The organism is Peloplasma aerotolerans (assembly GCF_030012175.1).
Lineage (GTDB): Bacteria > Bacillota_I > Bacilli_A > Acholeplasmatales > Acholeplasmataceae > Peloplasma > Peloplasma aerotolerans.
On the sequence record NZ_JASCXW010000010.1, the window covers coordinates 20572 to 34063 of the forward strand.

The 13492-nt window shown below is 33.5% G+C and carries 8 protein-coding genes; all 8 read left to right on the plus strand.

Annotation, left to right across the window (positions count from 1 at the left end; genetic code table 11):
• Position 1: 1 nt before the first annotated feature.
• The 8 genes from QJ521_RS04245 (at position 2) to QJ521_RS04280 (ending at position 13188) form a co-directional block, all read left to right on the plus strand.
• On the plus strand, positions 2-853 hold the full coding sequence (locus QJ521_RS04245) for a carbohydrate ABC transporter permease (protein WP_347568078.1): 852 nt from the start codon (positions 2-4) through the stop codon (positions 851-853).
• A complete protein-coding gene (locus QJ521_RS04250) occupies positions 853-2928 on the plus strand; it encodes a YIP1 family protein (protein WP_282839191.1) in 2076 nt (691 codons plus the stop codon). The genes QJ521_RS04245 and QJ521_RS04250 overlap by 1 nt, the downstream gene beginning before the upstream one ends.
• Entirely contained in the window at positions 2921-5206 is a 2286-nt protein-coding gene (locus QJ521_RS04255) for a DUF5696 domain-containing protein (protein ID WP_282839192.1), read from the plus strand. Before QJ521_RS04250 ends, QJ521_RS04255 begins: the two co-directional genes overlap by 8 nt.
• A complete protein-coding gene (locus QJ521_RS04260; RefSeq protein ID WP_282839193.1) occupies positions 5203-6225 on the plus strand; it encodes a carbohydrate ABC transporter permease in 1023 nt (340 codons plus the stop codon). The genes QJ521_RS04255 and QJ521_RS04260 overlap by 4 nt, the downstream gene beginning before the upstream one ends.
• 13 nt (positions 6226-6238) lie before the next feature.
• Positions 6239-7168: a carbohydrate ABC transporter permease gene (locus tag QJ521_RS04265; protein WP_282839194.1), complete on the plus strand. Its 930-nt coding sequence runs from the start codon at positions 6239-6241 to the stop codon at positions 7166-7168.
• A gap of 39 nt (positions 7169-7207) precedes the next feature.
• The gene (locus QJ521_RS04270) at positions 7208-11764 is read left to right on the plus strand and encodes a DUF5011 domain-containing protein (RefSeq protein WP_282839195.1); all 4557 of its coding nucleotides are present in this window, start codon (positions 7208-7210) and stop codon (positions 11762-11764) included.
• 148 nt (positions 11765-11912) lie between these two features.
• Positions 11913-12287, plus strand: a complete 375-nt coding sequence (locus QJ521_RS04275) for a PadR family transcriptional regulator (RefSeq protein ID WP_282839196.1) — start codon at positions 11913-11915, stop codon at positions 12285-12287.
• On the plus strand, positions 12232-13188 hold the full coding sequence (locus QJ521_RS04280; protein ID WP_282839197.1) for a DUF4097 family beta strand repeat-containing protein: 957 nt from the start codon (positions 12232-12234) through the stop codon (positions 13186-13188). Before QJ521_RS04275 ends, QJ521_RS04280 begins: the two co-directional genes overlap by 56 nt.
• Positions 13189-13492: the final 304 nt, after the last annotated feature.

Here is a 13492-nt window from a genome sequence, read left to right on the forward strand (position 1 = left end):
AATGATTAATCCTACAAATTTTCACCGAAGTCAAATAAAGTTTTATATGATTTTAATCCCCATATTACTTTTAATGGTATTACCAATTATTTTCATTATCTCGCATGCATTTAAACCTCTAGATGAGCTATATGCTTATCCACCAAGATTTTTCGCTTCAAGAGTCACATTTGATAACTTTAGACAACTTATGAATGCTTCACAGCAATCTGGTATACCTTTTGGACGCTATTTGTTTAACAGTTTAATGTCAGCATCAATCGTCATTTTCTTGAGTTTATTACTTTCATCACTAGCAGCATTTGCATTCTCTTTCTTAGACTTTAAGGGAAAAAAATGGTTGTTTGCTGCTAACCAAGTTGCAATTATGTTTGTGGCAATCGCAGTTGCGGTTCCAAGATACATTGTCATGAATGTTTTAGGTGTTACGAATTCATTTGCTGCACATATTGTTCCATTGATTGCGATGCCAGTTGGGGTATTCCTACTAAAGCAGTTTATGGATCAAATACCACGAGAACTGCATGATGCAGCAAAAATTGATGGTGCTAATCGATTCCAAATATATCGAATGATTGTTTTACCACTCGTTAAACCTGCACTTGCAACGATTGCAATTTTAGCATTCCAAAGTGCTTGGAATAACGTTGAAACTTCACAGCTCTTCATTTCTGATGAAGCATTAAAAACATTGCCATACTATTTTAGTACATTAACATTAGGAACGAGCGGAATAGCTGCTCAAGGAATGGCTGCGGCAGCCTCCTTGATTATCTTCCTCCCTAATATCATCTTGTTTATTATCTTACAGAAAAATGTTATGAACACAATGGCACATTCGGGGTTGAAATAATGAAGAAGATATTAATAACACTACTCATTATAATCTTGTTGCTATTTGCTTTGCCGCAATTTTCAATACTAGCTCAAGCACCTTATATTACACAATCGCCAAATAGATATGGTGAGTTTGTCGTTACACAAGATGCATACGAACCAATACAAGATATACGTTCATTTGAAAATCAGTTAACATTCTCTAACCCAAGGGATATATTTGTTGATCATCTCGATTATTTATATGTTTTAGATTCAGGAAATAGAAGAGTTGTAATATTTGACGAAAATCACTTATATTTAACTCACTTTGGTGCTGATTTGCTAGTACGTCCAACTGGTATTTTCGTTAGAAACAACAAAATATATATTGCCGATTATGGTACTCCAGAAGATGTTACAAGCGGACGAATACATATATATCTTTTTAATCGAGAACTCAATCAGGTCAATCTTTTAGATTCTTTCCAAAGACCTGCAAGCCCTGTTCTCGAGATTAACCAATTCATTTATCGGCCACAAAAAATTGCCGTCGATTATAATGAAACAATGTATGTAGTATCAGAAGGCTCATATAATGGTATATTAATGATTAACTCTGAAAACAGATTTTTAAGTTTCTTTGCACCTAATAGAGTTCAAGGAACTTTATTGGATCGAGTTATTCAAGTCCTTTACGGAAACAATGAAAGAGCACAACTCACAAAAAAAATACCACCAGCACCATCCAATGTTTTTCTAGATGATTCTGGTTACGTTTTTACAGTTACTCAAACTACAATTACTGGCTCAAGAGGAGATACATTAAAAAAGGTTAACAATGGTGGATTAAACTTTTTCCCCGACAACATGTTTACTGCTAGTGATTTCACATCAATTGCTGTCGGTCAAGTAGATAATGTATATGCTATTACTCGATCTGGTTTCATATACGAATACGACCGAGAAGGAAACTTGATGTTTGTCTTTGCGGGTAGTAGCCAAGGGCAAGATCGTATTGGTCTATTTCAAAATGCATCTGCGATAGCGGTTAATAGTCAAAATTATATTATCGTGGCTGACGAAGTAAGCAATAATATTCATATATTTAAGCCTACAGCGTTTGCAAATGTTGTCCATGAAGCACTAGGGTTATACAATCAGGGAAAATATGTAGAAAGTCAATCCTTATGGGAAGAAGTTCTTAGATATAATGCATTGTTTGACTTAGCCCACGAAGGCATTGGCTTATCATATTTGATGCAAGGTCAATATAAAGAAGCTCTAAACAAGTTTGAAATAGCAAATGCTCAAGAGGAATACTCTCTAGCTTATTGGGAAGTCAGAAACGATTGGTTGATGAGTAATGCTGGCTTCTATATGGTAGGCATCATTATTTTGTATTTAGGATTAGTTGTTATTAAAAAGGTTGACACAAATGATGTTGTGTTTAAACCGACTAAAAAATTGATAAATCATATGGGCAAATATAGATTTGTCCAAGAAATATCTTTTATGACTCATTTTATTAAAAATCCAGCAGATGCAGTTTATGAGGTTAAAACACATAAAAGAGTCTCGTTTTATTCAGGTCTAATCTATGCACTTGGCTTAGTCGTTTTATACATTCTACATTTACTATTTACTGGATTTTTATTTACCCCAATTATCCTAGAGAGAGCGGACTTTCTTGAGGAGTTATTGAAAATATTAGCACCATTTATAACATTTGTTTTTGCAAATTATCTTATATCTTCTCTTATGGAAGGAGAAGGAACATTTAAAGCGATTTTCATTAACACGTGTGGCGCTCTAATTCCAGTCTACTTGATACTACCTATTTTAATCATATTATCTAATGTCTTAACCTATAATGAGCAATTTATTTACCAATTTGGTTTGACAATTATGATAGGTTGGTCAGCTGTTCTTGTTTTCTTTATCATTAAAGATACACATAATTACACAATTAAGGAAACCATCTACAATTTAATTATGACTATACTGATGATGGTTGTGATGATTATTCTTGTCATTATGGTCTATATGATGATGATGCAAGTTGTTGAGTTTGTTGCTGATTTATTTAAGGAGGTAATTATCAATGCGTAAATTTAAAGTATTAATCGTGATGCTAATTATCTCTATGATGATTGGACTTGTTACAGTATATTCAATAGGGCAAAAACGTACAAGTACATTTGAAGTCTATACATCTAGTTTCGAAGGCAATTCAAGATCCTTAGGTGTTGTTGAAGATACAAGGCAAGTTTATGAAAACTACGATGAGCAAGACTTAATTGATCGGAATTTTGAGTTGATTTCAAGTACCGAAGAAATCTCAATGTACCTTAATCGGCAAATATTTAATATAGCAATTGTTGATCACTCAACCAATTATGTATGGTATGGATATTATCCAGAATATAAAAATAAAGGTTATACGAATAGTGTCAATCAATTGATCGAATCAGGAGTTACTGTAGCTTATTACGACGCTTCTACGCTTAATGAAGCTAGAATGTCAATTAGTAATCCTGATTCCGGAACTGTCATCACTTATGAAAACATTTCTAATGGAATTAGGGCAAACCTTGATATTGTTAGAATCGGTATTTCATTTGCCGTAGAGGTTAGTATTTCAGCGGACCAATTGAATGTAAAAATACCTCATGATAGCATTGTCGAAGTTCCTTATCAAACTGCAGCTATGCGTTTTCCTCGAGAATATAAACTACATTCTGTTTATGTATTCCCTTATTTTGGTTCACAAAATTATGAAATAAATGGTTATGCATTTGTTCCGGATGGATCTGGAGCATTGATTAGATATACAGATACACCGTACAATTCAGCATACATCAGAAGAATATATGGGAGAGATTTAGGGTTTCAATCAGCTGTAACTACATTAGCACATTTAAAAACTGAAGCACCGATTACCTTACCAATTTTTGGTATTAATCACGGATATCAACAATCAGCGTTTATAGCTGAAGTTAAAAGTGGTTATGGAGCTGTTGAACTCCATAGTTATCCATATCGATATAATAATGTTGATATTAATACGACATTCTTTGTGTATAGAACTCGAGATCGATCAATTATTCGCTTATCAGGTGGTGATACATCGACAATTCCGCTCATCAATAAAGATCCATATCCCTTTGATTTTGAGATGTTATATTCATTTTTAAGTCAAGAGCAAGCCAGTTATTCTGGTATGGCAAATCGATATAGAGAAAACTTAAATCTTGATTATATTGAAGAGAATCAATCTATATCTGTACATCTTGAAGTTATAGGAATTGATGATAAACCGTCGTTGCTTGGGAAGTCAAATGTGAAGTTAACAACTTATTCAGAATTAGCTTACATAGTTGAGGATTTAGGTATGTTGGGACAAAATGATTTATTAATCTCATATCGAAGCTGGAATCAAGGTGGTTTCTTTGGATCAAAACCTAATAAGTTCAATCCATCATCTCAACTAGGTGGAAAAAAACAGTTTAATCATTTAATGAGCGTTTTGAATAGTAAAGAGGACGTTGAATTATCGTTATATCATGATCCATTGGTTGCTCCATCACAAAAAGCATTCCAAACAGTACTAAGAAGAACAACATTGGATATGTTTTATGCTCCAATTGATAGTTCAAGAATTGAACGAGGATATTATCGATCAATTGAAGGTTTATCGAACAGATTACTAACAAATGAGAAAAAATATCAAAGTCATTTAATAACAAATTTATCCATAGAGTCTGTTGGACACTTGCAGTTCTCATATCAGTTAGGCAGAAAAACAACATATCGTGAGCAAATGATTGATGAGATTATGGCAGAATTAGAAAAATTAACAGATTATCAAATTGGATTATATCAACCTGCAGATTATACATTTAATTATATAAGTCGATATTATGATATGTTTCATCAGTCGAATTTGTATAGTTTCATGACTGATTCAATTCCCTTTGTGAGCATGGTTTTGAGTGGGCATGTTGAACTCTATACGTCACATTTGAACTATGTCAATGATTTAGAAATGATGAAGTTACGGATGATTGAGTATGGCTTAAGTCCATCTTTCATGATTACGTATGAGGAAAGTTATAAACTACGATATACGAATTATGAATATCTTTATACAACACAATATGAGTTGTGGAAAGATAAGATAATTGACACAAGTCATTATGTAGGTTCTATATTAAATCATGTTGTTGGCGAAAATATAATAAACCATCGATTCATCGATGAGAAAGTTGTAGAAATTACTTATAGTAATGGTGTCACAATATATGTTAATTATTCAGACCAGATAGTTTTAATCAACGATCTTACGATTGAACCACTGAGTGCAACTTATACGGAGGTGGGTTCATGAGTCATATAAAAGTATGGTTTAAGACTATATATAAAAAAATAAGTTTAGTATATAAAGTTAAAATTAAACCAGTTATAAACAAATCTATGTTGTTTTTAGCTAAATATCTAGGATTAAACTGGCTACTAAAGAAGTATCAATCACTAAAACATGCGACAAGAAATGCAATAACAGGTATATTGTTCATCTCACCATGGTTATTAGGCTTATATCTTTTTGGACTTCGTCCATTTGCTTCTTCACTGAGAATGAGTTTTGCTGATTCAGCACTTTATGTCATCAATAGTGAAACACAAACTGTAGATTTTATTGTAAGAGGATGGACCATTAGACATTTCACCTCCTTGATTCAAAATCAACCGGAGCATGTTGGAACAGTCATTAACGTTTTTCTCGATATAGCATTAATCGTTCCATTGGTCATGATATTCGCTTTATTGCTGGCATTGATGTTGAATCAACCATTAAAAGGTAAAGGTATTTTTAGAGTCATATTCTTCATACCAGTTATTTTGTTAAGTGGAAATATGCTGTCTTATTTTAATCAGTATAACCTTCTATCTGTACCAGCGATTCAAAGTGGAGCAATTGCTCAAGGCATTAATGCATATCTTCCAAGGCAATTTTCAATACTTATAACTGGTGTATTTGAAAGAATTGTTTTAATTTTATGGCTCAGTGGTGTTCAAATGTTAATCTTCTTAGCAGGCTTGCAGAAAAACGATCGAGCAATCTATGAAGCAGCAGCCATAGATGGGGCATCTGTTTGGGATAGTTTCTGGAAAATAACATTACCTGGACTTCACAGCTTGATGATTATTAATATCATTTATACGACAGTCATTTATGCTAATCTTTCCAACAATGCCTTGATTGGATTAATCAATCAAACCTTAGTTGATGTTAGATTTGGTAGAGCATATTCATCAGCACTATCTTGGGTTTTATTCGTGATTCAACTTTTAATCATTGGTATATACACATTGATGATTAAACTGTCGAATCGACGATATGAATAGGAGGTGATTAACATTGAATCAAATTAAATGGAAAAAACGCCTCTTTGGAATGTATGGAAATGATGGTTTGCTAAACAAAATTATTTTATATATTCTCTTTATAGGTATTGGATTTATCTTTCTCTATCCATTAATGCAAATGCTTGTCACTAGCTTTATGCCGTTAATTGATTTGGTAGATCCAACGACAATATGGATACCGAAAAACTTCACTTTTAGAAACTATATTCGAGCCATTGAAGCACTCAATGCTTCAAAAGCCTTAATAGATTCAATAGTTGTATCTATATTACCTACAATATTTATTGTAATAAGTTCTGCGATGATTGGATATGGGTTTGCTTCTTACGATTTCCCATTAAAAAAATTGATGATGTCTATATTGTTAATGATTTTCTTGATACCAACAATTTTAATGGCAATTCCAACTTATGTCATTTATCGTGAACTTCAAATACTTGACTCGCTCAAAGCATTTATATATCCTGCGATGACTGGATTTGGATTTAGACAAACCATATTCATTCTTATCTTCTACCAATTCTTCAAAATGATTCCAAAAGAGTTGAAAGAAGCAGCAGAGGTTGACGGAGCTAGTGCAGTTAAAGTATTTATACAAATTGCAATACCACTTGCATTACCAGCTTTTCTTATTACATCATTGTATGCTTTTGTATGGTATTGGAATGAAACAAGCCTAGCACTGCTATATTTTCCAAACAAATATAGTACATTACCAATGGCAGTTATAGGGTTTAGAACACTTTATGAGAATTTGTATCCTTCGGGAACCATAGGTTTAGAAGGTGCAAGTGAGACATTCAATCAAGGTGTTCAATTTGCAGGGACAATACTTTCGATTTTACCTTTATTAATTGTATACTTTATTGCCCAGAAATGGTTTATTGAAGGTGTTGATCGCTCAGGTATTGCAGGAAATTAAGAAATGAAAATAAAAAAGAATTACGAAAGGGAGAAAAAAATGAAACAAAAATTTAAGTTGTTATTAATCATCTTTGCTTTGTTACTTGTTGTTGTAGCGTGTAAACCAGAAGATCCTACACCATCAGATCCTACACCTACAGATAATGTGCCTGTTATCTCTGGTGCTGTTGATAAAACGATTGAAAGAGGTTCAACATTTGTTCCTCTTCAAGGAATCACAGCATCCGACGTTGAAGATGGAGATTTAACAGGAGATATCGTTTATTCGGGTAATGTGAATCCAAATGTTGTTGGTGTTTATCAAGCAACTTACACAGTTACTGATTCAGATGGAAATACAACGTCAGTCACAATAACTGTTACAGTTGTTTTGGTTGATACTGAAGAACCACTGATTTCTGGTGCTGGAGACATTACTATTTTCGTTGGAGACATGTCATTCAATGTTATGAACGGTGTGACAGCTGAAGATACAGTTGATGGTACATTAACTGATGAAGTTGAGTATACTGGAGTTGTCGATGTCTGGACACCAGGTGAATATAACATCACATATACAGTATCTGATGCTGCTGGGAATCAAGCATCTAGAGTTCGTAAAGTAACGGTAAGTCTTGGTTACTTCGCATTTTCTGATGATAATGCACTTATGAATGGTGAGTTTACTGTTGACGATAGTGAGTGGGATATTGTAGGTGCAACAAGTTCAGTAACAGATGGAATTCTTAGTCTAGATATAACATCTGCAGCAACATTATCACAGTCTGATTTATCAGGTGGTGTCATTAATCTTGATGTTGCTAACTTTACTTTAGTTAAACTAGTATTAACCGCAAAAGCTAATGCTAATCGTGATATTCATGCATCTATTGAACAAGCATCAACTACTGCAGATCCAATATCATTAACAACAACTATGGCAGAATATGTACAATACTTTAGAATGACTGAACCGTTAGATCTTGCAACGTTTGAGTTAGATTTAGGAAGTGCTACTGGTGTTGTTGATATTCAATCAATCGAGTTATTCTTTGGTATTCCATCAGATGATGAAGCACCTGTTTTAAATGTTCCTCAAACAGATGTATTTGCTCCAATTGACAATATGAGTGCATTAAGATCACTTGTATTAAGAGGAGTAACTGCTATTGATAATATTGATGGCAATATAACTTCTAAATTGACACTAGATCTTGATGGTATTGATATTACAGTACCTGGAACTGTTGAGATTCCAATAGTTGCAAGAGATAATGCAGGCAACGAAACAGTTGTCGAAAGAACAGTTCACCTAAATATTCCTTTTGATACAAATGTAATTAAAGACCCAACATTTGATGATGAATTAGATAGCACGCAATGGGGATTATCTGGCGGTGGTGAACAAGTTACTATGTACACTTCAAATGGTTCACTTATTGTTGATGTTGTTAGTCCAGGTGGATGGGATTCTGCAACCAGTCCATATTTGAGAAATGTAACAACAAATCAATTATTACCAGAAAATTACTACATGTTCCAATTTGATGTTAAAGCTGAAAAAGCTCGTCAAATGAGAATTCGTTCAGGGTTAGAGTTATGGTCAGATCCTTGGATTGAAGATTTCCAAGATGGCGCAGTGAAAAACTTACAATACCAAATAACAACAGAATGGACAACGATTTATTATGTTTTCTATATTGATCAAGCATTGTCAGCAGCGGGATCAAATGTTGTTAAGTTTGAAATCAAACTTGGAACGATAACTTGGGGATCAGAAGAATCAAATAATAAGATTTCTATAGATAATGCACAATTCTATTTATTGACGATGGAAGATGATGATCCTGTAATCAGTCCTGTTGCAGATAAACAATTGACTTTTGCTGTTGGAGATACTGCACCAGATTGGACTGAATATGTAACAATTTTTGACACAGAAGATGGAAGTATTCCAGTTACTGCAGCAATGGTCGATGATTCAGATGTCGATATGGATGCTGTAGGAACATATGATGTTGTGTTTACAGTAACAGATTCAGGTGGTAATACGGTTAGCTATACAATTCAAATCAATGTATTAGCTGAAGCAGATGTTACACCACCGGTCTTAACTATTAATGATGCACTAGAAACTACTTTTGATCAGTTTGCTGATATAACAGTTGACTTAAAGGCTTATATAACTGCAGTTGATGATATCGATGGTGAAATCATAATTACTTCAGCAATGATTGAAAATGATGGATTTAATATCAATATTGCTGGTACTTATCAAGTTGTTTACACAGTTCAAGATTCTTCTGGAAATATAGCAACTGAAACAATTGAATTTACGGTTGTTGATAAGGAAGGACCAGTCATAAGTGGAGCAGCAGATAAAACTATTACTATTGGTGAGATGTTTAATCCTCTAGATGGTGTAACTGTTACTGATAATGTTGATGGAGCAATTGTTCTAGAATTATCAAATGTAGCTGGTTATGAATTATTTGTTGATGAGTCGTTTGTTGCTAACGCAGTTGGTGAGTTTGAGGTTACATACCTAGTTGCTGATGCATTAGGGAATGAAACAGAATTAGTGATAACCATTACAGTATTACAAATTGAGTTTGATGAAACACTTGAAACTGACTTATTAGCACTTCAAATACCAGTTCAAAATGACGGTGGAACGATTGAGTCTGTCGGTGTATACAATCCAGACGGATCATTGACAGTTACATATAATGGTGTTAAAGGCTGGTATGGTTCATACTCTAAGATTACCTACTCAGGTGTTACTTTACTTGAAGATCGTATGTACAAACTAGTTATTGAAGCAGAAGCAGAATCAGCAAGAGATGTATTGGTTCGATTTGTTGGTGAAAATGGGACTGCTGTTCAAGCATTCACGGGTCGTTTAGTAGTACCAATTGGTGAAACTTCAGCAATTTATGAGTTGATTTTCTCACTAGACCAAACAGGACCATATAATGTTCAACTGCAATTTGGATGGGAAGGCAATTTAAACAATGCAAGCGATGCTAATGTAATGACATTTACACAGTTTAAATTAGTACCAGAAAAAGTTATCGAGTATGATATGGACAATGCAGCAGATCTACTAGCTCTCGAAAATGCAGTTGGCAATGATGGTGGTAATATTGAATCAGTTGGAGAATATAACGTTGATGGATCATTAACCGTTACTTATAATGGTGTTCAAGGATGGTATGCATCATATTCTAAGATTACATACTATCAATCATTGACAGAAGGATTACATTACAAACTGATTCTAGAAGGGAAAGCAGAAACAGCTCGTGATATGCTCATACGTTTCGTTGATGGTTCAGGGGTTGCAGTTCCAGAGTTTGATGGAAGACTTGTTGTAAGTTTGGGAACTGATTTCAATCTATTAGAAGTTACATTTGTAGCTCCTTCAACGGATACCTATAACATTCAGTTACAATTTGGTTGGGAAGGCTTTTTAACAAATGCATCAGATGCAAACGTGATGACATTCACTCAATTCTTGTTAGTTCCAGAAAAAACGGATGTTGTTCCTATTGAATCTTATTATATGCTAGATGATTTTGAAGGATATGCAGATCAAGCAGCTTTAGAATTGGTCTACACACATAGAGTACCTAATGCTGGTGCAAACCATAATGATGAGCATGTTTTATTAAGTCCAACTTCTGGAGCTTATGGAACACAAGGTGTTGCATTTACATATGGAGCTCATTCTGTTACCGGATGGGACTTATTAAGAACAAAGAGCAACATTGATAATACGGGCTTAACAAATGACCATTTGTACTTCGCATTTTGGTTTAAAGGCGATGGAGTTGTTACCAATATATATGTATGGCTATATTGGAGTGGAAGTCAAAACTCGAAACTAGTTAATGTATCAGATGTTCCTGCAGAAGGTGGATATGTTTATATTGCACTTTCAGAATGGGGAAAAACGGCAACTGATATCACACAATATGCATTTGGATATGATAACCCTTCGACTACAGGAACTGTTTATATAGATCAAATCATGTTTATTACAGGGCCTGGTGCGTTTGAACTACTTGAACCTATATCAGAACCAGAAGCACTAGTGTTTGTTATTGATGATTTTGAAGGTTATGCAGATCAAACAGCGATGAATGCAATCTATACTCATCGTGTACCAAGTGCAGGTGCAAACCATGATGATGAACATATACTTCTAGGTGATTTCGGTTCAGAAGGATCAAAAGGTGTTAAGTTTACAGCAGGGGATCATGGGGTAACTGGTTGGGATATATTCAGAACTGAAAATGGTTTTGACAATACCGGTTTAACTGATGATTATGAGTATTTTGCATTTTGGTTTAAAGGCGATGGTATTGTAACGTCGATTTATGTTTGGTTATATTGGTCAGGTAGCCAAGACTCAAAAACAATAGATGTATCTGGAGTTCCTGTTGATGGAGGATATGTATACATTGCTTTATCAAACTGGAGCAAAACAGCTACTCAAATTACAAATTTTGGTGTCGCATTTAATTATGCTACAGTTCCAGCATCACCTACAGTTGTTTACATAGATGATTTTATGTTTATTGAAAATCCAAGTGTATTTGACGTAGAATAATACTATTTATAAATTTTAATAAGAACATTCCTAATTGGGCATTCCATTAGGAATGTTTTTTTTATAATCAACAATAATTAAAAAAGTGTATTTTTGGTATTGTGTTACAAATAGTACTGTGTTATAATCAGTGTGTAGGAGGTATTGTATGAATGCACAGTTTAAGAGAGGTATCATTGAATTATGTGTCTTATCTATCTTAGTAGAAGAAGACAATTACGGGTATGAAATTATTAGTAAGTTATCACAACACATCGATGTTAGCGAAAACACGATTTACCCAATATTAAGAAGACTTACAAGTGAAGATTACTTTAAAACATATTTACAAGAATCAAATGAAGGTGCACCGAGGAAATATTACTCGATGACAGAAAAAGGATTTATTTATTATTTAACATTAAGAGAAGAATGGGACGAATTTATTGGTGGTGTATACCACATCATAAACCAAGGAGGTAAAAAAAATGAAGAAATATTTAGAAGATTTAAAGCAAGAATTAATGAAAAGAAACATGAGTAGTGATGAAATTGATGAGATCCTAAGAGATCATGAAGAAATGATTGAATCAGCACTTGCTAAAGGTATCGATGAAGAAGCTTTAAAAACACAATTTGGTGATCCTAAAAAATTGGCAGATGATTTGGTTGGAACTGAAAATACAGAAGAGACAATAAAGACAGAAGTTAAAGATTATGAAGTATATAAATCTTTTGATCCTTCTGGAGAGTCAATCAGTGTTTTTGTCAAACTTGTTTCAGAAGATGTTGTCTATCAACCTTCAAGTAATGAAAAAATCAACGTGTTATATAAGGGCACAAAAAATCTAGATGATTATGAGATTAAGTATGAAAACAGTGAACTAATCATTGAAGCTCCAAAACAAGTAGGGTTCTTCTTTATGAGAACATCTTCATCAGATGCAAGTCTAATTGTTGAAGTTCCTAAGACATTAGACTTCATCCAATTAAGACATAAATCAGTAAGCTCTGATGTTAAGGTTAAAGACCTCAATGTGAAATCATTTGAGTTAAGTTCTACAAGTGGAGATATCGAAGTTGAAGGTGCAAAATTTGGACAGACAAAATGGAATACAGTTAGCGGAGATATTCAAGTTAAAAACGCTGTAATAGATATTTTAAACTCATCACAAGTCAGTGGAGATTTAGCACTTCATCAAGTGAAGTTTACAGGTGACATTAAACTCAACACAGTGAGTGGGGATGTTGATGCTGAGGATACGACATGCGAGACATGTGATTATAGCTCAGTCAGTGGAGACCTAAAAGGTAGAGAATTTTATCCAAAGGCAGTCATGCTAAAATCTGTAAGCGGAGATATCAAGATTTCTAACAAAGAAGTAACTGATATTAAAGTTATTAGAAAATCTTCTGTTTCAGGTAAGATTAGTATTAAAGATTAAACACAATAAAATAAGTTATACACTGAAAAAGGCAGCTTGCCTTTTTCTTTATTTATGCAATATGTTAAAATAAATATATGAGTCCCATTATTAATCATTTTTTATAAGTTAATATGAATGTTTCTAGATCCGTATTTGTACAAATTGCTTTATTAAATTTATTGTTTTTATTATAATTACTTCATTTTTGAATATAAAGAAGATAATTACTCGAAATCGCTATATGAACTGATATACCAACTGTTATGAATTATCAAAATAGGCATAAAAGATTAAAAATGAAATCATAATACACGCAAAAAAA

Coding starts and splice junctions, on each gene's coding strand:
- QJ521_RS04270 (WP_282839195.1), top strand. CDS start 7,208: ATGAAACAAAAATTTAAGTTGTTATTAATCATCTTTGCTTTGTTACTT.
- QJ521_RS04260 (WP_282839193.1), top strand. CDS start 5,203: ATGAGTCATATAAAAGTATGGTTTAAGACTATATATAAAAAAATAAGT.
- QJ521_RS04280 (WP_282839197.1), top strand. CDS start 12,232: ATGAAGAAATATTTAGAAGATTTAAAGCAAGAATTAATGAAAAGAAAC.
- QJ521_RS04250 (WP_282839191.1), top strand. CDS start 853: ATGAAGAAGATATTAATAACACTACTCATTATAATCTTGTTGCTATTT.
- QJ521_RS04245 (WP_347568078.1), top strand. CDS start 2: ATGATTAATCCTACAAATTTTCACCGAAGTCAAATAAAGTTTTATATG.
- QJ521_RS04275 (WP_282839196.1), top strand. CDS start 11,913: ATGAATGCACAGTTTAAGAGAGGTATCATTGAATTATGTGTCTTATCT.
- QJ521_RS04255 (WP_282839192.1), top strand. CDS start 2,921: ATGCGTAAATTTAAAGTATTAATCGTGATGCTAATTATCTCTATGATG.